Below are 21342 nucleotides of genomic sequence, written 5' to 3'. Positions count from 1 at the left end.
TCCAGCCAGCGATAGTCGCCGTTTGCACTCAGATATCTCGCCTGATACCGATAAAATTCTTGCTGGCGTTCAATGAGGGAGCGAAATTCTTCGCGGTGTTGTGGGCGATCGCTCGGATGAACAAAATCGATTAAATTCTTACCAATACTTTCTTCGAGGGCGAAGCCGGTAATTTCTTTCCAGGCGGGATTAAGAAATGTCCAATATCCGGCTTCATCAGTCTGGAATAGCACCTGTGGCAGGCTGTTCACCAATGAGCGATATTTTTTTTCTCGTTCTCGCAAAACAGTTTCTGCCGACTGGCGATCGCGCTCAGAACGTTCTAGCGACGCCGCCATCGTGTCAAAGGCACCAGCCAATTCCCTGACTCCGAAACCGTGAGTCACCCCGCTACGAACGCTCAAATCGCCTTCTGAGAACTGCTGCATTGCCTTCAGGAGCGCCTTCACCCGACGCAACATCAACACCTCGCTACCCACCCAAGTGGCAGCGATCGCTAACACGGCGACTAATCCCATGCCTGCTAAGTTGCGGTGCAACTGCCGATCGGCAGCAGTAAAGGCGACGGTTTTGGGGATGCCCACTGACACGTAGAGGTTGCAGCGATCGCCCTGATTCCTACAAGTGCCCTCCAAGGGCGCGATCGCATACATGCGCGTTACACCATCCACGCCGGAAGCCTCCACCGTGCCTGCCCTTTTTTGCGTCAGCATCGTTTTAACCAAAGGTGCTTCCGGTGCGGCTTGCCCGACCCAGGTTTCGGGGTTAGGATAGCGAGCTAAAATTATCCCTTTGCTGCCAATCAAGCGCTCTTGGTTAGCGGTAGCTACCCTAGCCATCTGTAGCACCTCTGCCTGAATTTGAGTTGTTTGGTGTCGGCGTTCCTCAAAGTTTGTGTATATCAACGCCAATACCAGGACGACAACCAGCAATACCAAGCCGATGAGGCGCGATCGCAGTGAAACTGCGTATGTTTTTGCTTTTCGCAAATTCGGTTCAACAGAGTTCGGTAATTTTGATTGCGATCGCTTAGGCCAGCCCATTCTTCAACAATTTCCTTTTGTGCAGGAGCAAGGCTATACCCCGGTGAATGGCTGCCGCTTCGCTAAGGGCTTTTTAAAGCTTGGGGTGAGATGAAACATAATATAGCAATCCTATTTTAGTTTTGAGATGCTAGTGTTTCAGCTACCCAATTTTTTTACAAAAGTCGGGTATCTCGCTTCACAAATTATTTAAAACGACAACATATCAACATCAAAGAGTGATTCAAGCAATATTATTTAGAAGTTAAAAAAGGCGATTGAGGTAGAGGGACAGAGAAACAATATTTTTCCAAATCTTGAAATGTACTACTTCCCTATTCAATCCTTAGTTTTGCCTTCTGGTAATCTGTATAGCACTAACCTGCGAATCAAGGGTTCTTTATGATGACGCTGCCGCAATAAGATAACTTTTACTAATAATTTCCAGGCAGCAAAGGAAAATATAGCCGGGAATGCCATTTGAGACGCGATCGCCAATTTTCCTTGCCGAATCGCTAAAAACCCTGCACGCAGTTTGAAATAAGCTTGCCAGTCTTGAAGGTTGGAAATAGTAGATTGGTGTTTTTCGCTAACTAAAGCATAGATTTTTTCCATCACTAGAATATTTTTATCTAGTAGCCGATTTTGAATCGGGGGTTTCTTACTAAGAGATTGAGGAAAATCCGTTATCCCGAAAATCTTCCATGCACCTAGCGAAACGACACCATTTACAGCCATTTTAGTAGCGCTGAAAAATTCTCCTTGCTTGAAAGCAATCCGGCTACAGCGGAATTTTAGAGAAATGCGTAATTCTTGAAGCTGTGCTGTTTTAAACCGATTCTTTGGAACAATAGAGCCATGAATAGATTCCGAATAAGGAATCGATTTAGACAGCGAACTATTGGTATCAACTTGCTTTTGAGCCAAGAAGACTTGCCGAGGATTCGATAGATTATTAATTACTAAAATCTTCCATGCACTTAGTGAAAAAACTGAGGGAAATGCCATTTTAATAGCACTCAATATTTTTCCTTGCTTGAGAGCTACCAGACTCCAATGTAGTTTAAGATAAGCTTGAATATTTTTAATTGGTGGAGTTTCAGCACGGTGAGTTTCACTCACCAAAGCATAGATTTTTTCCTTCATCAAAATATTAGTATCCATCCTCGTTTTAAGAGGAAACTTTTGATTGTAAGCTCCAGGCCAAATTGTGCGATAAGCAAGGCACTGATTTACAAAAACAGCATCTCCAAACTGGGCAATTTTGATCCAAGAATCAATGTCATCAAAGTTCGCATCTAAGCTAGAATCCCAGCCGCCGGATTTCAGAAAAGCCCAACGAGCGAAGACAACTTGAATGGGAGTGCCAAAAGGGATAAGTTCTAGTAGCATCCCAAAATGAAGGTCTTCTTGGGGAATAGAGAAAGCTTTGCCGGGACCAATTTGTCGGGTTCTGTAAAGTTCGACCTCGTTGACATCAACCTGCGCCGCCTGACAAGAGGCAATGACAGCGTTTGGACACAGCGCGATCGCCCGATTCATTTCCTCTATAAAATTCGGTGCTAAATAGTCATCATCATCAACCGGCTTAATCCACTCGCCTTTAGCAAGCTGCACTCCAGCATTCATCGTCGCCGAGTGACCCAGGTTAATCTGATTGCGGTGATAAACGAGGCGTTCGTCACCTTTGGCACGAAGCGCTGCCACTAAATCGCTTACATAGGCTTGGGTGCCATCCGAGGAGCAGTCATCCGCAACAATGACTTCACAGGGGAATGTTTGGGCAAGAGAGGTGTCAATTGCCCGTTTTAGCAAGGAAAGGCGATTATAAGTCGTAATAACGATGCTGAATTTCATCCCAGCTCCGCTTGGGATACTTCAGCCAAAAGTAGCCTATCTTTGTGCAAAAGAGAAGGTGGAGATTACTAGGTTTGCAAAGCTTTATACTACAACGGTCAGCCAATTTTAGCTTTTAGAGGAGCGATCGCTCCTCGATAACCGCTTTAAAATCCACAATTGGCTGACTAGATATCTAGTGGCTGGGCGCAAAGCAGTGGGACGTAAAGTTGCCATGCAACCCATAAGGGATATGATGCTTCAAGTGCAATCGCGCCACCGGGCCTTGATCGACGTGGGCGGCATCTAAAATAACGACATCAGAGCGGTGGTGAGTAGAGTCGTAAACTAACGTCAGCACCCAACCCTCATCTTCACGGGTAGCACCCGGACGAGGGACAAAGATCGGTTCGCTAACATAGCCTTGGGGTGCTGCACTCCAGAGTTGGCGACAATCTGATTCTAAATCCACCTTGAGGATAGCTTGGAGAGGCGCATTGCCTTGGGCACCATGAGCTGCACCCAGATATAGATACTGATAAGGGCGTCCGACTCGTTCGGGATGAACGAAGGGAAACTCGCAGCAACGGCTTTCTAAAAGCCTCCGCCGTACCGTTTTATCTTTATCCTTTAAATTAAACTGGAACCGCCACATTTGTCCGGGGGATAGTGCCTGAAAGTCTACCTCCCGATAGTCTGATTCCGGCTCAACCTCTGGAAAAGACTCATAGCAAATTGAGTCAATACAAATTTCGTCCCCTTGCTCAAAGGCATTGGCATGGTGGAAGACAAAACCCGACTGAGTTTCAAAAATTTGCATTTTTTCCCCTGGTTGGGGGTTGCGGGGAATCACCACAATCCGAGTGAGTTGCTCCGGCTGGAACTTGACACACTCACCCGCACCGCGAAATCCCAGCAGGAAAGGCACCGGGTTGAAGGAAACCGGATTTTGGAAGAAGATGCAGTAATTGGGCGTAATCGCAAAATCGTGGATGAAGGCGAAGCCAGGAACGCTGTGAGAGTTCTGCTGCACAACTTTGCCAGCCGCGTCTAATTCATAGATGATGATGGTGCTGGAAAGACCCGGTTTAATGGCAAAGTTCACCAGGCAAGGGGCACCACCCTGGCGATCGCATCTAGGGTCAATGCGAGGATGAGCGGCAAAGGCGTCACCATTTTGCAAAACCCCGTCCAAATATTCTTTCCCCAGGGTTTCCAAGGTGTTGGGGTCTAAAAGATGAGGTTCGGCAGCTTCCCAAAGCGCCAGGAGTTTGCCCCCCCAGTAAATGACGTTGGTGTTGGCAATATTTTTGAGTTTCACATCAAAAGCATTGGCTAGCCAACCACCGGGCTTCTGGGTGCCAAAGACGCCGCGATAGAGAATTTTACCGGCTTTCTGTTCTTCCACATAGCCCTGTGTGCGGACAAAGCGATTGCGAAAGTGGGCGCGACCTTCTGAAAAAGCGATCCTGGCAATCATGCCATCCCCGTCAAATGGGTGATGGATGCGTTGACCCTTGACATCTAGCAACCCGGGGCCATTCCGAAACAGCGTTCCTTCTAGTTCTGCGGGAATCTCCCCTTCAATGTCATCAATCCAATAATCGAATTCTTGCGGCAAAGATTCATAGCCCTTTTGCCACTTTTTAATGTGGTAGGGAATTTGATCGGGCACCTCTGTGGGCACCGGAAAGCGTTCTGGTGTGGGTATTTGCATATTAAACAGTTCGGCTTAGAAAAACTCGTGACGCGATCGTGAACTATAAACAGACGTGTTAGCGCCGCTGCACGTTAAGTCACACGGATGAATGATTTGTCGGATGGGATAGCGATCGCTACCCTATGCAGGTGTTGGGTTTCCTGGCGTCCCAACCGACGAAAATCTTCAATTTCATTGCATCCGCCTAGTGAGTGCAGCAGCTTTCTGATTTTCGTTTCCAGTCTGAAACGGGAAACGGAATCAGCACTGCCTACTCTCGATCCTTCCTCTTTTAGTCGGCGGGTTCTTCTACTGTGGGGATGAGTTCTGGAAGAAAGTCAGGAACAAAAGACCGTTCCCGATGCTGAATGGGGGCTGACTGAATATGTATGGCTGATGACGGTTGCAAGCTTGGCATCTCGCCAGATGGCTCAGTTTCCGGTTTGCCTGCGGGTAGCCAACCAATCAGCGGTAGCGGCAAAAGGGTTGATAGATTCGTAATCACGACCAACTGCCAGAGATGGTCAAAATTCCTTTCGGTGATGCCCAGCCAATAGGTGAGGACGGCTCCCAGTTCGTGGGACAATAACCCTGCCATATTTGTCACCGACATCAGCAGCGCAAACAAGGTTGCTTCCACTCCAGGCGGGCATAGCCGCGCCGCGAGTACCAACAATGGCATATAGGCAATCTGTCCCATAACGGTCAGAATCAGACTGTCTCCCAGGCTGAACCAGCGATCGTCGATGCCTAAAGAGCGGTTGGTATGAGTCACCAGCAGCAGCGTGGTCATTCCGAGTGCCGCTGCGATGATCGTTGTCCAGGTGAAAATGGTGCGAAAGGGGACGGCTTTGAGAAATCGTTGAAAAATTGCAATTCCGAGCAGGGAGGCGAGACTGGTGACGAGACGTACCCGTCCCAAAAATTCTGGCTCAAACCCTAGTTCGTTGGTAGTGAAGTAGAAAAAGGCACTATCTGCGGTCGGTGTGGCTTGCAAAAGGAACAGAAAGGCGGTTGGTAGCCAGATTGATTTTTGGCTAACCGCTTTTCCCAGTTGTTTGATCTGGTTGGCAACGGTGGAGACATCCGGGCGATCGCTAATTGGCTCTTCTGCAATTAACCAAGCAACCGCTGACACAATTAAGGGGAAACCAGCGGTAATGGCAAAAATAGTATGGCTCCCGAAGTGTTGCAAAAGGAAACCGCTAAAATACGCAGTTACTAAGCCTCCCAGCGATGAGGCACCCCAGGAGAGGGATTGCAGGGAACCGGCATCACTCTGAGACTCTGCCCTGGCTCGTTCTACCACCAGCGAGTCTACAATTACATCGCTAACCGCTACCGAGAGGGACGAAAGCGCGATCGCCACTGTCGCCGCCCAAGCTGTATGCACAATCGTTGCCAGACTAAACCAGGAAATCGCTCCCAATAGTCCAGATAAAATCAGATAGGGTCGCCGCCGGTAGCCAAACAACGGTAGACCATCTGACAGAAAACCAAATAACGGCTTTACCACCCAAGGAATGGCAGCAATGCCCATCAAAGCCGAAACTTGAGCCGGACTTAGCGACAGTTCATCTTTGAGAAAAAAGCTGACTGCTAGACGCGCTAAACCCAAGATTCCCTGCACCAAATAGACCGTTAGAATGGCGCATAACTCAGGAGTCGGCTCATGACCAAAGAACACCTTTTTGATCGCGGAGTTCTTGATTTCGGACATACCAGAGGGGGAAAACTGCATTGATAACTTTTTTTAAGAAATATCAACATTCACCCTATGATAACCTCCCACTTTGGATGTGTTGTCAGTCCAAAGCCGGGATGATTCAGTGGTTGGTAGCCCTTAATTCCTTCCTCTCAAGAGAGTACAAATTAGGCAGGATAGGAACTTCAGAGGCTTCTAGGGAGAATGTGGAAATAACTGCATTCGGTAATCTTGTTGTGGGAAAGAAGTCGTCTATAAAGATTGACTTGTATAGGGTTGGCGATATTTGTAAGTCGCTTTCCTCTCTCGATCGAACCTATTTCTAGAAATTAGCGATTTTTTCTTTTTCCATGATTCCTGACTGTTTACCCAGAATGAGGGGTGTAGCCCGTCACTATCCAAGTGCCATAATGTGGTAATGCCAAATCAGCAGTCGGTAAATTTACCAGTTTTCAATTCCCGAAATTAGCCCAAAAGCTACAGTAGAAAATGCTATGGCTCTGTCTTTGCCTCTGTTTCTCCCCATGTTAGCTCCGCTAAGGCTAGGGCGATGATGAAAGGCTTTTTTAAGTCCCAGACATCCACGCTATTGGATCTAAGCGATCGCCTCAAGATTGCGTTGTCGGAATTCACGGGTGTGCGAGTGGTAGCGATCGCTAGTCTTGTTGTGAGCGGGTTCGTTTTAGGAGTGCGTCATTTGGGCGGTCTACAACCTCTAGAACTCGTCGCTTTAGACCAACTGGTGCGGTTACATTCCGATCCAGGTCCCGACCCTCGGCTCTTAGTTGTGGGCATTACAGAAGGCGACATTCGCACTCAGAAACAATGGCCTTTATCCGACCGGACAATGGCGCAGCTATTGGCAAAGTTGCAATCATTGCAGCCTCAAGTAATTGGCTTAGATGTGTATCGGGAAATCCCGCAACAACCAGGAAATGCCGAACTTAAGGTGCAACTCCGGGAAAAAAATATCTTTGCCATTAAGAAATTTGGCGATACGGAGCTGGAACTGGTGTCGCCGCCGCCGGGATTTCCAGAGGATCGAGTTGGTTTTAACGATTTGCTGCTCGATCCGGATGGCGTTGTCCGTCGCAATCTATTGTTTGTCTCGGATGATACAAGCACTTATTTCTCGTTTTCCCTGCGGCTAGCGATCGCCTATTTAGAAAGTGTGGGCATCACACCAGAGTCCAGCCAACAAAATTCCGATCATATTCAACTGGCAAAAGCGGTATTTGTCCCGCTCCAGCAAAACTCTGGCGGGTATCAAAATATGGATGCGCGGGGCTACCAAGTTCTGCTGAATTACCGCTCCTCAAACGTGGCGCGGCAAGTTACGCTCACCCAAGTTTTAAAGGGACAGATTGACCCGAACTGGGTGAAAAACAAGATTGTGCTGATTGGCACGACGGCACCCAGCGCCAAAGACACTTTCTCAACCCCCTACAGCCCAGCCGAGAAGGAAACCGCCAAGATGCCCGGCGTCTTGGTTCATGCCCAGATGGTCAGCCAATTCCTTGACGCTGCCACGGGGGAGCGACCCCTATTTTGGTTCTGGGATGAACGGATAGAGGTGTTATGGATTGTCGGATGGACACTGCTGGGTGCGATCGCGGCTTGGTGGTTGCGGCATCCCGTTGTCTTAATTTTGGGCTGCGGCGTTGGGCTGGGGGTTTTGTTGGGCACCTGCTTCTATCTGTTTACTCTGCAAGGATGGGTGCCTCTGTCGGCTCCCGTACTGGGGTTTATCCTCACCAGCGGGGTGGTTATCACCTACCGCTCTTATGATGCACAGCAGCAGCAACAAATTATCATGAAGCTTTTGGGACAGAATACTTCACCGGAAGTTGCCAAAGCTCTCTGGAAAGGACGCGATCGCTTAATCAAATCTGGGAAATTACCAGGAATTAAGCTAATCGCAACCATGATGTTTGCAGATATCAAAGATTTCAGTACCATTGCCGAACAAATGCCTCCGGAAGCTTTGCTGGAATGGTTAAATGAAATGCTGGATGTCGTCACCCACGAAATCATCGGCCATGAAGGCATTATCAACAAGTTTACCGGGGATGGCTTCATGGCTGTGTTTGGCGTGCCGATGGATCGCATCCACAAGGAGGAAGTCGCTCTTGATGCCCAGCGCTCGATAGAATGCGCTCTAGCAATCGGCGAAATTCTGGAGGAATTGAACCAAAACTGGAAAACTCGTGGCTTGCCAGTCATCCAGATGCGAATTGGAATTTTTACGGGTCCCGTCGTCGTGGGCAGTTTAGGAGGCAAAGACCGCCTAGAATATGGCGTCATTGGGGACAGCGTTAATACTGCTGCTCGCTTGGAAAGTTGCGAGAAACACCGCCAACCAAGCAACTGCCGCGTCCTGATCGGTAAGGAAACCCTGGTTCATCTTGATAACCAGTTTCTGGTTGAATCTTGGGGACCATTGCCACTGAAGGGCAAACAGCAAATGGTTGATGTCTATCTTGTGGTGGGGCGTCAAAGGGAAAGAGCGTCAGAAGTTTGATGACTAGCAAATTTTCTAAGATACAGCGAGTGTAGATGCTCCTTTGACGTGTTCCGATTAATTAGGTTACAAAAATTAATGAATATTTTTTGCGCTTATTAAAGCAGTGTCATAAATCGTTAAAAATTAACGTCACTATCAGAAGTATGCTGAATGATGAAAAACTCACTTCCCAGATAAATCGGTTACTGTTGTTAGCAGTTATCACACTTTCATCAACATCTACTTCCCGATTCATTGGGTCAGAAAGCAATAAAAACAGAGCGATTTTTTCTGATAAAGAGGCATTTCGATGATTGAAAAAATTTTGTTAGCAGACTCTGGAACTGGACATTCTGAAGAGATGCTCAAGGCTTTGATAGAACTGCCTTCGATCCAACGGGCAGCGGTCACTATCTTGCACGTCGTTCCTTCTCAAATTACCACTGAGTCCATGACTTCAAAGTGGGAAGAGGGAGGCAGGATTCTCGCTACAGCCATCCAGACTCTGAACCTAGACCCAAATCACGTTAACACCATGCTGAGGCAGGGCGATCCGAAGGATACGGTTTGCCAGGTAGCAGAAGAAATAAATGCTGATTTGATCATTATGGGTTCGCGGGGGTTGAAGCGCCTAGAATCCATTTTAGAAAACTCGGTCAGCCAATATGTTTTCCAATTGTCTTCCCGCCCGATGTTGTTGGTGAAAGACGATATTTACGTCAAGAAAATTAACCGCATCATGGTTGCAATGGACGGCTCAGAATCGGCACAACAATGCTTAAATCTGGCTTTGTTTCTGTTGCGAGATAAAAAGGGTGGGCAGTTGGTTCTGGTTCACGTCAACAAAGCTCGGACAGGTTTTGAAGAAGCCGCTAACGCTGAAAAAGATCCTGTACTTGCTCCTGCGATCGCTGCCGCTAAAAAACAAGGCATCTCTTATAAGTGTGTCACCGGAAATGGGAAGGCAGGCCCAGAAATCTGTCGTTTGGCAGAGGAATCAAATGTTGATTTGTTAATGCTGGGTTCTCCCGATCGCCGTCCTTCGATTGCCAAAGGTTTACCAGATTTGGATCGCTTGCTGGGAACCTCGCTATCCGACTACGTGCGAGTCTATGCAAATTGTCCCGTTCTCTTAGGACGCACAGCGACTACCTAAGAAACGCCAAACCTAAGCCAAGCCTAACCATAAAAAAATTCCCCTCGCCAGAAGGACATGGCAAGAGCCTTGTCCGTACTACAGCGGGGGGATTTTGTTCGATACAGATGATTAAGGATTCTTGTTGCTTTCGCGGCTAGCAGTTTGGATGTACAGAATCAACAAGAAAACTGTGGGAACCAGCACAAACAGGATGCTGGCGACAAAACCAAGATCGTTAACTTGCATTGAACCCAGCCTCTAATTAACTTTAAAGCACCACCCTTAAGCATATCATCCGGTGTCTGTCTTGAGGAGAGTGCGATCCCAAGAAGCCAAAATAGCGATCGCATTTTCCCATGCAAGCGCGATCGCTCTCCTGGAGCAGACATTGAGGCGATCGCGCTCTCACCAATATAAAAAGCGAACCGACAGGTCGGCCCTTCGCGATCGCGCTTTATTCTTAAAGGAAAGAGAAAAGCGATCGCATATTTTACGCAACAACCTTACTCAGACTCGTCACCCAAATAAGCTTGGCGACTGTGCCGAACATGAAGAACGGCTACGACATCTTGTTCGACCACAAATAGAATGCGGTATTTCCTTGGTTTTCCGACCCATAATTGCCGAATTTCACGACCAATCATCGGCGCTTCTGGTGCTGCTGTGCATCGGTTGGGTAAAGTTCTGAAACGATGCGATGCGATCTCAAGATGTTCCCTTATTTTTAGGTACGACTTTTTAGGTACGACCGGGTATGCTCACATCCAACCGGGAAGATTCCAATTTATCAAAAGATCAAGCAAGAATTTTTCAAGCTAGTGCCGCTAGGAGGATGGTTCTAGGCAGTAGAGCTAGAAAACTTAAACGCAGAGGATGCAAAGGAATCGCAGAGTCCGGCAGAGAATTTATCATTGCCTTTGCGTAACTTTGCGAAATCCTTGCGATCTTTGCGTTAATAAACCTTCAATTTTTTATTGCGGCTTTGTTTTCACACTTGTTGGGCCATTTACAAGAGTTTGACAAGCTAAGCGATAGGTTTCTGGCTTTTTCTTCAATTTGCGATTTTCCACCTCAGTGCGAGGCGAAAGATTTTCCATACCTTCCACAATTTCCACAATGCAGGTACCGCATTGACCGTAGCCCCCGCAGTTCATCATCTTTCCCCTAAAGGTATAGATATCAATGCCGTTCTGGAGGGCTTTTTCTCTTAAGTTAGCCCCATCCGCTGCGATCGCTTCTTGATTTTCATTGACAAATGTAATATTAGCCATCCGCCTTTTAACTCACCTCGCTTCTATTAACAAATCTTAAGAAATTATACAAATTTAGCAAAGCCCATCTCTACTGAAATGCCAGTGGTGTTTTGAGACACCGTAGGATCGATTGGCTTCGATCACCCTATTGGGGCTGATCGAAAAGTTGACTATCTGGGAGATTGCTGATCGCCCGTTCGAGAGCTGCCAGAGAGCGATTGTAATCCAGAACCGCTGTAAGACGGTTTACTCTAGCACGAGTTAGCTCGGTTTGAGCGCTAATGACATCTGTCTGGGTGCCAACGCCGGATCTAAATCGTAACTCTGCTAGACGCAAGCTTTCTTCTGCCTGGGTAACGGCAAAAAAGGCAGTTTGAATATTCTCAGCATTCGACCTTAAGTTGAAATAAGCTTGTTCCACCTCCAAGCGGATTTGGTTGCGCTGGTCGGCAAATTGAGTTTCAGCGATCGCTATGTTCGTTTCTTCCTGACTGGCTCTCGCTCTGGCGGCTCCCCCATCGTAAAAATCCCATCGGAATTGCGCCCCCAGGGTTAAACCATCGGCTGGCCCGATATCGTCATTTAATACCCCTAAAACGCTGTAGTTGGCAACGAGGTTGACTTGCGGTCTGGTTGCCGCCAGGGCAATGCGCCTTTGCTCTTGGCTGATGTTCCGTCGAGCCAAGAGCTGTTCTAGCTCAGCACGATTCTTCACGGCGAGGATAATACTCTGTTCTAGTGTTAGATTCCATTCACCAGCGACCTCAATTTCATCTGCTGCCGCCACCTCAACGGTTTCCCCTAGACTCAACAGCCTCGTTAATTGCCTGCGGGCAATGCTCTGCTGACTCCGGCTGCGAGTGAGATCCTGCACGGCATTTGCCAGCTGCACCTGCGCCCGCAGTACGTCAAATCGCGTTCCAAGTCCAGCTTGTTCTAGCAATTGAGCATCCCGGAGACTCCTGGCGGCATCTGTCACTGCTGCTTGGGAAATCTCAGTTTGGGAATCGGCTTCTTGCAGATCGTAGTAAGCATTGCTGACATCCAGGCGTAGTTGCTCGGACTGGCGTTCTACTTCTAACTGATCGAATCGCAGCTGTTCTTCTGCCGCCCGGATACGTGCCCCGCGCCGCCCGGAGGTGTAGAGTTCGTAACTCACTTGCAGGCCGGTGTCAAAGGATGTCGAAACAGTATTATCGTCGTCATTCCCCAAGAATGGGTTTAATGGGGATGACTGTTGTCGCCGATTTTGTAGCTCAGCATTCGGGGAATCTGACCTAGTAAAATTTGATTCTACGCCGATTGTTGGAAACTCAGCCGCCCGAAATTCTCGCACGGATGCCCGCGATCGCTCTAGGGTAAGAATTGCCACTTGTAAATCCCGATTGTTGCGCCGTGCCAGCTCCAGAGCTTGTTGTAGGGTAATTCGTTGGAAGTTTTGAATTTGCACTTCCTCAGATCTGGTCGGAAATTGTAGGGGATTAGCGCTGGGGTTGAGATATTCAGGGGGTAGGCTTTCCAGCGTGGCGGGTGCTTGTGGCGATTGTGCTGGAGCCGACTGGGAAACACTTGTCTTGGCTCCCGTTGAGTCTGGAGGGTTAGCTCCATCTCGGCTAACGGCTTCCTTTAGCGTCTGGGAAGAGATTGCGGGAAGCGCTGGGGTAGGGGCAACCGACGGGGTTCCCTTACTTTCAGCGGAAGTAGGATTTGGCTGAGTAAGCGGAGGCTTTTCTTGTGCAACACTGACTTTTGCACAGCTCATGGCGATCGCTGCACTCGCACCCACAGCCATGAAACCAGTTCCTACCCAGTGAAACGGATGACTAGAATTTGGCATAAGTTTTTGAATTTGGTCTGCGCTGTTAGAAAAACTTCTTTTCTTTAGCTCAAGCACCTTAAGAAGGATACTGGGTTGCGAATGTGCTTGGCAAACGAATTTTTGTGAATTGGGGCAAGAACCTGAAAATGCAGAACCCTAAGCCTGATATTGGTGCATTCTGCCAGAAATAATTGATTTCCTTAGCCCTAAAGCAGATAGCCCCTGTATTTCCCTTGACATGGCTTTGCCATTATTTGATTGCAGTATTCGATGTCTCTCAAGTGGCGATGATTTCCGCCTCTACGTGGCTTTGCCCCGAACTTCCCAGAGAGGGTTCGCTTCGTTCAGACGCCAGTCGTTCGTTCAACCATTCGATTTCGCTTTGAATCACTGCTTTACATCTGTGCCAAACTTCTGCCTGGTAAGGTTCTGCTGGCAGCGATTCTCTTTCTTGGCTTTCCAGGCGCAGCCGACAAACCATCAAGCGATGCTCCAGCAACTTAATCCGTTTGGCAGGTTCTAAGTGACCAAAAAAGAAAAACTTGATCGTGAAGCGAGAGCGAGCATTCACCCAGCTTTCATGGGGATATTCCATCATTTTGTGCATCCATCGCTCGCGCCCTCGATCCGTAATGCTGTAAATCTTGCGAATCGAACCCGCTTCTCCTTCCTCCTCTACCAGCACTGATATTGCACCCCGTTCTTCCAGGCGCTTCAAGAGCGGATAAATAGCTCCATAGTTGACGCTGATACAACCACTCATGAACAGCTCTAGTTGCTGTTTTAGGCGGTAGCCATGTAGCGGTTCGCGTTGTAGTAGACCTAAAGTAGCTAATTCCAGCATTTATATCAATCTGATACAATTAATAGTTGCATTTGATTTTAATATATGTAGATGTTATCTGCTGTCTCTCTTTCGCAATCATCCGGCTGAGGTGGGGTGGCGATGAGCGCAAGCCGATTAAGAAAACTATATAAGCCAATCGCGACGTTGTTAAAAGTCGTTTAAGTACCGCTTTGTAAGCGTAGAGCGCTTTGCTATCAAACTTAAGTAAAAGGAGAGGAAACGACAATGCCCGATCCTGATTCCCCGTCTCCAGTTCCAATTGACGCAGAACCGTCTGCGATCGCAGACGATCGTCAGGCTCTAGAAAACGATGAGTCTGCGTATCAACCAAGGAAAAGACAGCGTTGGTCTGTGGCGCTGGGAATTATCCTTTTAATTGTCGGTGCAGGTTTTGGTTGGCGGTGGTGGCATAGCCGTGCTAATGATGCACCGAATGCGACTGCGGCGGCGGCGGGTCAACCTCAAGGAGTTCCTGTCAAGCTATCAACGATAGAGACAGCGACAATTCAGGAAAGTTCCGAGTTTGTCGGTGCTTTAGAAGCGCAACGTTCAGTGGTATTAAAGCCTGAAATTGACGGACGAGTCAGTCAGATTTTTGTTGCTGAAGGCGATCGCGTTCCGGCTGGGAAGCCCTTAGTCCAACTCAGCCGCGAAAAGAGACAAGCAGAATTAGCTGGCGTCCTCCAGGCTGTTAACGCCGCCCGCGCCACCCGTGCCAATGCCGCCTCGCAAATTAAAGCCTTAGAAGCAGAACGGGCTTCTCGTGTCGCTGAAGTGGAACTACAACAGGAAAACCTCCGCCGCACTTCCACCCTCGTACAGCAAGGCGCGTTGCCCAGAGCGCAACTAGACCAAGTTACCCGCGATATCCGCGCCGCCCAAGCCGCCTTAAATGCTAGCAACCAAGGCATTCAGGCAGCTCAAGCCAGCCTTTCCGAAGCGCAAGCAGGGGTACGGCAAGCTGAAGCCAACGCCAATCTTTCCAATGAAGAACTGAAAGATGCCACAATTATCGCCCCCATCGCTGGCGTTGTCGGACTTATCCCAGTCAAGTTAGGGGACTACGTTAAGAGCGGCGATACGATTGCCACGGTTACTCAAAACCAAGCGCTAGACCTGCGGTTATCTATCCCGCTAGAACGAGGGCCAGATTTACGCTTGGGGCAGAGAGTTGAAGGGAAGGATTCTCAAGGAAAGGTGCTAGGTACAGGTCAAATTAGCTTCATTTCGCCTAGAGTAACGAGCAATTCTCAAAGCATCCAAGCAAAAGCTAGCTTTGACAATTCACAAGGACAACTGCGGGATGGACAATTTATCAAAGCTAATCTGATTTGGCAAGAACGGCCGGGAGTTTTAATCCCAACTAGCGCTATTTCTCGCTTGGGTGGAGCAACTTTTGTTTTTGTGGCGCAAACACAACAACCTCAACCAGGACAACCAGAACAATCAGGACAACCCAAACTTGTGGCTAAGCAAAAGCCCGTGAAATTGGGTCAGATCCAGAAAAATAACTATCAAGTGCTAGAAGGATTAGAACCAGGAGAAAAAGTTATCATCTCAGGCCTTCAAAATTTGTCGGATGGCGCTCCCATTCTTCCTGAGTCTAAGTAATCAGTAATGGGTAATAGGTAATGGGTAGGATAATGGAGAATCTTCTCCACAAATCTCTAATATCTAATACTTAATACCCACTAATTACCAATTACCAATTACCAACAATATGTTTGCCGATTTCTTCATTAAGCGACCAGTCTTTGCTACAGTCTGCGCCATATTTATTTTGCTAGTGGGAGGAATTAGTATTCCCACTCTACCTATCGCCCAGTTTCCAGAAATTAGCCCGACTCAAATCAACGTTACGGCTAACTACAGCGGAGCTAGTGCTGAAGTCGTAGAAAACGCTGTGACCAACATTTTAGAAAGGCAAATTAATGGAGTCGAGGGATTAAAATATCTGAGTTCGAGCAGCAGTAACGATGGCACCAGTACAATTACAGCTACCTTTGACTCATCCCGGAACAAAGATATCGCCGCAGTCGATATTCAAAATAGAGTTTCCGTCGCCCAACCGCAGCTACCACAAGCCGTACAACAAACTGGGGTCACGGTAACAAAACAGTCCAGCAACATCCTCTTAGCAATTGGTTTGTACGCCGAAAATAAAGAGTACGACAACATATTTTTAAGCAATTACGCAGACCTCTATTTAACAGATTCTCTGAAAAGATTAAAGGGCGTTGGTGACGTGCAAATTTTCGGCGAACGCCGATATTCTATGCGTTTATGGCTAGACCCGAATCGGCTTGCTAGTCGTAGTTTAACGGCTCAAGATGTAGTCAACGCACTCCAAGAACAGAACTTACAAGTCGGTGCTGGGCGAATCGGTCAGGAACCTGCTCCAGAAGGGCAAATGTATCAAATTGACCTGCGTGCAGTCAGCCGGCTGACAGAAGCTTCTGAATTTGAGGAAATTGTCTTAAAAACGGATACTGACGGCACGCTTGTCAAACTTAAGGATGTGGGGAGAGCAGAATTAGGAGCGGAAAATTACAGCTCTTTTCTGCGATTTCGAGGCAATGATGCTGTAGGTTTGGGTATTTTTCAGCTTCCCGGTAGTAATGCTTTGGATGTTGCTAGAGCCGTGAAAGCAGAAATGGCAAAACTGGCTACCCGCTTTCCGCCTGGTTTGCAATATCGGGTGGCGTTTGACACAACTTTGTATGTTGAACAATCGCTCAAAGAAGTAGTTAAAACACTATTTGAAGCGATTTTTTTGGTCGTCTTGGTTATCTTTGTTTTCTTGCAAGATTGGCGAACAACTCTGATTCCAGCGGTGACAATTCCTATTTCCTTGATAGGAACTTTTGCTTTTATTAAGGTATTCGGGTTTTCGATTAATAGCTTGTCTCTGTTTGGTATTACATTAGCTACTGGCTTGGTGGTTGATGATGCGATCGTTGTAGTTGAGGATATCGATCGCTTGATCCAGCAAAAGGGGATGACTCCTCGTGCAGCTGCAAGTGAAGCGATGCGGGAACTTTTTAGCGCCTTAATTGCAACTTCACTGGTGCTAATGGCGGTGTTTGTTCCAGTTGCATTTTTTCCCGGAACAACGGGAGCGCTGTACAAGCAATTTGCCTTAACAATTGCTTTTTCAGTTGCTATTTCTACCTTTATTGCTATTACACTGACTCCATCTCTTTCAGCTTTGTTATTGCGTCAGGGACAAAAGCCTGGAGGATGGCTTGGCTGGATTTTTGACCGAATTAATGGAGCGATCGACTGGACGCGGCGAGGATACAAGCGATCGCTTAACTTCCTGACACGCTTTCGAGGCTTCGTAGTCGGGTTGTTTATCGTTTCTTTGGGAATAACTGCTTGGCTTTATCTGAGCGTACCTACAGCGTTTCTTCCCGAAGAAGATCAGGGTTATTTCATCACGCTTGTCCAAGGGCCAGAAGGCGTTTCCCTACAATATACAGGCGAAGTTATGGACAAGGTAGAAAAAGAAATTCTTAAAAACCCTGAAGTAGTCGGAACTTTCGTAGTAGGTGGCTTTAGTTTTAGCGGTAATACTTCTAACAATGGGATTATATTTACTACTCTCAAACCTTGGGAAGAACGCCATAAAAAAGAGCAGTCAGTGCAAGCGATTATTGGCAGTTTATTTGGTACGCTATCAGGTATCACTGAAGCAAGAGTCTTCCCCGTTAATCCTCCATCAATTCAAGGTTTGGGCAGTTTTGGCGGCTTCCAATATCAGTTGCAAGACCAACGCGGTAATAGTCCCCTAGAGTCTTTGGTTCAGTCCATGGGTCAACTATTAGGTCGTGCTAACCAGACACCTGGATTGCAACAAGTATTTAGCACTTTTGCTGCAAATACGCCACAGCTACTAATCGAAGTTGACCGCAACAAAGCTAAGGCGTTGCAAGTTTCGGTAGACGATATTTTTAATACACTGCAAACATTCTTGGGTTCGCAATATGTAAATGATTTCAATTTACAGCAAAGAAATTATCGGGTGTACGTGCAAGCAGACAAACAGTTTCGCTCTAACCCGGAAAATATTGGTAATCTGTACGTCCGCTCCCAACAAAATCAGATGATTCCTTTGAGCAATTTGGTAAAAATTACTCCAACGACTGGAGCGCAAACTATTAATCACTACAATCTATATCGCTCCATTGAAATCACTGGTTCTGCTGCTCCTGGCTATAGCTCAGGACAAGCAATTAAGACAATGGAGCAGGTATCCAAAGAGGTTTTACCAGCTGGCTTAGGTTATGAATGGTCGGGGACTTCACTAGAAGAAATTGAGTCTGGCGGTCAAGCACCAATAATTTTTGGTTTGGGACTTATTTTTGTGTTCTTGGTGCTGGCTGCTCAGTATGAAAATTATGTTGACCCCTTCATTATTCTGCTTTCAGTTCCGCTGGCAATTTTAGGGGCATTGTTAGCTCAATCGATGCGCGGGTTGTCTAATGATGTTTATTGCCAAATTGGTCTAGTAATGTTGATTGGTTTGGCGAGTAAAAATGCAATTTTAATTGTAGAATTTGCCAACCAACTCCGAGAAAGCGGGATGTCAGCAACCAAGGCGGTGGTTGAAGCTTCCCAAGAGCGTTTGCGACCAATTCTGATGACTACTTTCGCCTTTGTCTTGGGTATTGCTCCTCTGGTAAATCCCGAAGGAGCAGGAGCCGCCAGCCGACGTTCTCTGGGAACTGCGATCGCAGGCGGTACCATTGTCTCCACTGTCTTAAGTTTATTCATTGTGCCAGTTCTGTATATCGTAATTGTGACGGCACGCGATCGCTTAAAAGGTGGTGGAAAAAAACCCGGTGGAAAGTCTAAACTAACTAAAAAACCAGAACCGAGTCGAGAAGCTGATATTTTGCACCATCACTAAGCGCACAAATTCAAACTGGCGATCCAGAAAGGATCGCCAGTTCTGAGGGAATTTTATTCCCAACTACAATTTTGGGCGTTGCTGAAAAGTAATGATTTTTCCACGAAGGAATCTGCTTGTGAAATAGCTATAGCATTACCAAATCAGCAACGCCCAATTTTGCACTGTTATCTTTTCTAGCGTTAGGGAAGCTCTGCGCGATCGCCCTACATTAACGATCCTCAAGCTCCCTATCTGCCTGATTAGGATGCGACCTTCGCAGTCGAACGGCGGCGGCGTCTTCCGGCAGCCTTCGCAGGTGGCTCTTCTTCCGGAGTTTGCAGTAAGAAGACGAGCAACGGGCGAGAAGACTGGAATTCGCGGCGGATCAATCGCTGGAGGGCAGACTCCATTTGAGTTTGCAGCCCTATCCAGTCAACTTCTAAAAGTTCATCATCCAAGGTGCGGGCGAATTCTGACCAGCGATCGCTCAAAAGAGATTCTAGGGTTTCGCGGACAATTCCCTGTAGGCGATCGCGTTCCATTGATGTCACGACACCGCGCAGGTGAACTTCCGGCTTAGCACTCAGTTTGCCTTCCCAGTTCACTGCCGCTGCAATCGTGACTATTCCATCCTCAGCCAACTGCTGCCGTTCCTTCAGCACATTGGCTTTCACCACGCCAGAATTATCTACCAGCTCAATGCCAGAAGGAACTTTACCTTTGACGCGGATGCCATCTTCCGACACCTCCACGACATCCCCATTGTCAATAATCACCATATTTTCCGCAGGGATGCTCATGCTCTGGGCAGTCTTGGAGTGCTGAATCAACATCCGATGCTCGCCGTGAACTGGCAAGAAGAATTTCGGACGAGTCAAAGCAATCATCAGCTTTTGGTCTTCCTGACAGCCGTGACCGGAAACGTGAATCCCCTTATCACGACCATAGATGACATTCGCACCTTGCATCATCAGCTTATCAATGGTGTTAACCACTGCAACGGTATTTCCCGGAATCGGGTTTGCCGAGAAGATCACCGTATCACCCTTACGGACTTTAATTTGTCGGTGTTCGCCGTTGGCAATCCGCGTCATTGCTGACATTGGCTCCCCCTGCGAACCTGTAGTTAGAACGAGCACTTTGTCTTCAGGCAGCTGATGAATCGACTGCAAAGGTTGGAAGAGATTGTCCGAACACTTGATATAACCCAAATTGCGTGCTTGGGCAATCACATTCAGCATCGAACGACCCACAACGGATACCACCCGTCCGTGTTTTTGGGCGATTTCCAAAACCATATTGATCCGGTGGACGGACGAAGCGAAAGTCGTCAATAGCACTCGTCCCTTTGCTTGACTGATAAAGCGCTCGAGATTGGGATAAACTGAGCGCTCAGAAGGGGTGAACCCTGGTACTTCCGAGTTTGTAGAATCGCTAATCAGGCATAAAACGCCTTTTTCGCCGTATTCAGCCAGCCTCTGTAAATCAAAAAACTCGCCATCTACGGGTGTGTGGTCAATTTTAAAGTCACCCGTATGGATGACGACGCCAGCTGGAGTATGGATAGCGACGGTGAAGCTATCCGCGATGGAGTGAGTGTTGCGAATAAATTCGACGAAGAAGGAAGCGCCTATTCGCACCATGTCGCGGGGCCCTACCCGTTTGAGCGTGGTGCGGTTTAAAACGCCCGCTTCTTCTAACTTGCCTTCTAGCAACGCCATTGCAAGGCGGGGACCATAGATGACTGGAATATCAAATTGTTTGAGGTGATATGCAATTCCCCCAATGTGGTCTTCATGACCGTGAGTGACGATCATGCCCTTAATCTTGTGGCGATTTTCTCGCAGATAAGTCATATCGGGCAGGACGATATTGACACCATGCATTGAATCGCTAGGGAAAGCCAATCCAGCATCTAGTAGAACAATTTCGTCGTTGTATTCAAAAACACAAGTATTCTTGCCAATTTCATGCAGTCCGCCCAGAGGAATCACTTTCAGGGCGGGTGCGGATGATTCGTTCTTATTTAGGATGGGTGCGGATGATTCGTTCTTATTCAGGATGGGTGCAGATACTTCGTTCTTAGTCATTTGTTTCCTTCTATTAAGTCAATCAATGTCAATCAATACAAAATTGTTGAAAATTTGCATAAGATAGGGCAGCTTTGGCACGTAAAAAGCCTCAAGTAAAAAGAGAAGGTTGTGTCTTTGGTCTTTTTACTTTGTCTTTTTTTGCCGTTTGCCTTTTTACTCTTGCCTTTGTGGACGTATTCAGTTTTCCAAAAAACCGTCGCCTTACATCAAAGCCATCTGAGTCATTACAGCCTCTACCATTTGCCTATCTGACTCTGAGAGATGGCACAGTGGTGGACGAGTGGCACCTACATCCCAACCTTGCAGTTGTAGAGCCGCTTTGACGGGAATAGGATTGGTTGAACAAAACAAAACTTTAAATAAGGGAAAAAGTTTCAGGTGAATCTCGGTTGCTACCTGAGGTTGACCGTTTTCAAAGGATTGGATCATCTGTTGGAGCTGAGTCCCTACCAGATGGCTGGCAACGCTAATAACTCCAGCAGCCCCAATGGCTAATAAAGGCAGCGTCAGGGAATCATCCCCAGCGTATATCT

14 protein-coding genes and 1 pseudogene are annotated in these 21342 nt (G+C 47.5%); 4 read left to right on the top strand and 11 right to left on the bottom strand.

Going from position 1 to position 21342, the window contains the following annotated elements; all coding sequences use genetic code 11:
* The 4 genes and pseudogenes from H6F50_RS13270 to H6F50_RS13255 form a co-directional block, all read right to left on the bottom strand.
* Positions 1-1043, bottom strand: a 1043-nt coding sequence (locus H6F50_RS13270; RefSeq protein WP_190429059.1) for a PAS domain S-box protein, incomplete at its 3' end; no start/stop codon positions are given.
* A 942-nt stretch (positions 1044-1985) separates the two neighbouring features.
* Positions 1986-2879, bottom strand: a pseudogene (locus H6F50_RS27945) (glycosyltransferase family A protein); the annotation flags it as partial.
* A 175-nt stretch (positions 2880-3054) separates the two neighbouring features.
* A complete protein-coding gene (locus tag H6F50_RS13260; protein WP_190429057.1) occupies positions 3055-4575 on the bottom strand; it encodes a carotenoid oxygenase family protein in 1521 nt (506 codons plus the stop codon).
* 274 nt (positions 4576-4849) lie between these two features.
* Entirely contained in the window at positions 4850-6298 is a 1449-nt protein-coding gene (locus tag H6F50_RS13255) for a folate/biopterin family MFS transporter (RefSeq protein ID WP_190429056.1), read from the bottom strand.
* A gap of 514 nt (positions 6299-6812) precedes the next feature.
* On the opposite strand from H6F50_RS13255, the gene H6F50_RS13250 reads away from it, so the two are divergent.
* The gene (locus tag H6F50_RS13250; RefSeq protein WP_242029015.1) at positions 6813-8783 is read left to right on the top strand and encodes an adenylate/guanylate cyclase domain-containing protein; all 1971 of its coding nucleotides are present in this window, start codon (positions 6813-6815) and stop codon (positions 8781-8783) included.
* Between the two features lie 292 nt (positions 8784-9075).
* Positions 9076-9921, top strand: coding sequence for a universal stress protein (locus H6F50_RS13245; RefSeq protein WP_190414684.1), 846 nt, complete (start codon positions 9076-9078; stop codon positions 9919-9921).
* A gap of 111 nt (positions 9922-10032) precedes the next feature.
* Here H6F50_RS13245 and psbM read toward each other — a convergent pair whose 3' ends face one another.
* From psbM to H6F50_RS13220, 5 genes are all read right to left on the bottom strand, one after another.
* Positions 10033-10149, bottom strand: a complete 117-nt coding sequence (gene psbM, locus H6F50_RS13240) for a photosystem II reaction center protein PsbM (RefSeq protein WP_190414683.1) — start codon at positions 10147-10149, stop codon at positions 10033-10035.
* 257 nt (positions 10150-10406) lie between these two features.
* On the bottom strand, positions 10407-10547 hold the full coding sequence (locus H6F50_RS13235) for a hypothetical protein (RefSeq protein WP_190414682.1): 141 nt from the start codon (positions 10545-10547) through the stop codon (positions 10407-10409).
* Positions 10548-10874: 327 nt separating this feature from the next.
* A complete protein-coding gene (locus H6F50_RS13230; RefSeq protein WP_190429055.1) occupies positions 10875-11174 on the bottom strand; it encodes a 2Fe-2S iron-sulfur cluster-binding protein in 300 nt (99 codons plus the stop codon).
* 127 nt (positions 11175-11301) lie between these two features.
* Positions 11302-12993, bottom strand: coding sequence for a TolC family protein (locus H6F50_RS13225; RefSeq protein WP_242029014.1), 1692 nt, complete (start codon positions 12991-12993; stop codon positions 11302-11304).
* A 259-nt stretch (positions 12994-13252) separates the two neighbouring features.
* On the bottom strand, positions 13253-13819 hold the full coding sequence (locus H6F50_RS13220) for a PadR family transcriptional regulator (RefSeq protein ID WP_190429054.1): 567 nt from the start codon (positions 13817-13819) through the stop codon (positions 13253-13255).
* A 228-nt stretch (positions 13820-14047) separates the two neighbouring features.
* Between H6F50_RS13220 and H6F50_RS13215 the strand changes: the two genes are divergently transcribed.
* Together H6F50_RS13215 and H6F50_RS13210 are read left to right on the top strand one after the other, a co-directional pair.
* Positions 14048-15433: an efflux RND transporter periplasmic adaptor subunit gene (locus H6F50_RS13215; RefSeq protein WP_190429053.1), complete on the top strand. Its 1386-nt coding sequence runs from the start codon at positions 14048-14050 to the stop codon at positions 15431-15433.
* A 109-nt stretch (positions 15434-15542) separates the two neighbouring features.
* Entirely contained in the window at positions 15543-18734 is a 3192-nt protein-coding gene (locus tag H6F50_RS13210) for an efflux RND transporter permease subunit (RefSeq protein ID WP_190429052.1), read from the top strand.
* 242 nt (positions 18735-18976) lie between these two features.
* On the opposite strand, the gene H6F50_RS13205 is transcribed toward H6F50_RS13210, so the two are convergent.
* Both H6F50_RS13205 and H6F50_RS13200 read right to left on the bottom strand, forming a co-directional pair.
* Positions 18977-20806: a ribonuclease J gene (locus H6F50_RS13205; protein ID WP_190429051.1), complete on the bottom strand. Its 1830-nt coding sequence runs from the start codon at positions 20804-20806 to the stop codon at positions 18977-18979.
* 204 nt (positions 20807-21010) lie between these two features.
* Positions 21011-21342 (bottom strand): dihydrodipicolinate synthase family protein (locus tag H6F50_RS13200; RefSeq protein ID WP_190429050.1); only part of this gene is annotated, 332 nt, incomplete at its 5' end.

The sequence above is a fragment of the Coleofasciculus sp. FACHB-712 genome, from assembly GCF_014695635.1.
Lineage (GTDB): Bacteria > Cyanobacteriota > Cyanobacteriia > Cyanobacteriales > FACHB-T130 > FACHB-T130.
This window is presented reverse-complemented; position numbering and strand designations above follow the sequence as displayed.

What these genes read in the sequence shown, in the direction of transcription:
- H6F50_RS13225 (WP_242029014.1), bottom strand. Translation starts at nt 12,993, where the DNA reads ATGCCAAATTCTAGTCATCCGTTTCACTGGGTAGGAACTGGTTTCATG.
- H6F50_RS13255 (WP_190429056.1), bottom strand. Translation starts at nt 6,298, where the DNA reads ATGCAGTTTTCCCCCTCTGGTATGTCCGAAATCAAGAACTCCGCGATC.
- psbM (WP_190414683.1), bottom strand. Translation starts at nt 10,149, where the DNA reads ATGCAAGTTAACGATCTTGGTTTTGTCGCCAGCATCCTGTTTGTGCTG.
- H6F50_RS13215 (WP_190429053.1), top strand. Translation starts at nt 14,048, where the DNA reads ATGCCCGATCCTGATTCCCCGTCTCCAGTTCCAATTGACGCAGAACCG.
- H6F50_RS13260 (WP_190429057.1), bottom strand. Translation starts at nt 4,575, where the DNA reads ATGCAAATACCCACACCAGAACGCTTTCCGGTGCCCACAGAGGTGCCC.
- H6F50_RS13250 (WP_242029015.1), top strand. Translation starts at nt 6,813, where the DNA reads ATGATGAAAGGCTTTTTTAAGTCCCAGACATCCACGCTATTGGATCTA.
- H6F50_RS13210 (WP_190429052.1), top strand. Translation starts at nt 15,543, where the DNA reads ATGTTTGCCGATTTCTTCATTAAGCGACCAGTCTTTGCTACAGTCTGC.
- H6F50_RS13220 (WP_190429054.1), bottom strand. Translation starts at nt 13,819, where the DNA reads ATGCTGGAATTAGCTACTTTAGGTCTACTACAACGCGAACCGCTACAT.
- H6F50_RS13245 (WP_190414684.1), top strand. Translation starts at nt 9,076, where the DNA reads ATGATTGAAAAAATTTTGTTAGCAGACTCTGGAACTGGACATTCTGAA.
- H6F50_RS13235 (WP_190414682.1), bottom strand. Translation starts at nt 10,547, where the DNA reads ATGATTGGTCGTGAAATTCGGCAATTATGGGTCGGAAAACCAAGGAAA.
- H6F50_RS13205 (WP_190429051.1), bottom strand. Translation starts at nt 20,806, where the DNA reads ATGACTAAGAACGAAGTATCTGCACCCATCCTGAATAAGAACGAATCA.
- H6F50_RS13230 (WP_190429055.1), bottom strand. Translation starts at nt 11,174, where the DNA reads ATGGCTAATATTACATTTGTCAATGAAAATCAAGAAGCGATCGCAGCG.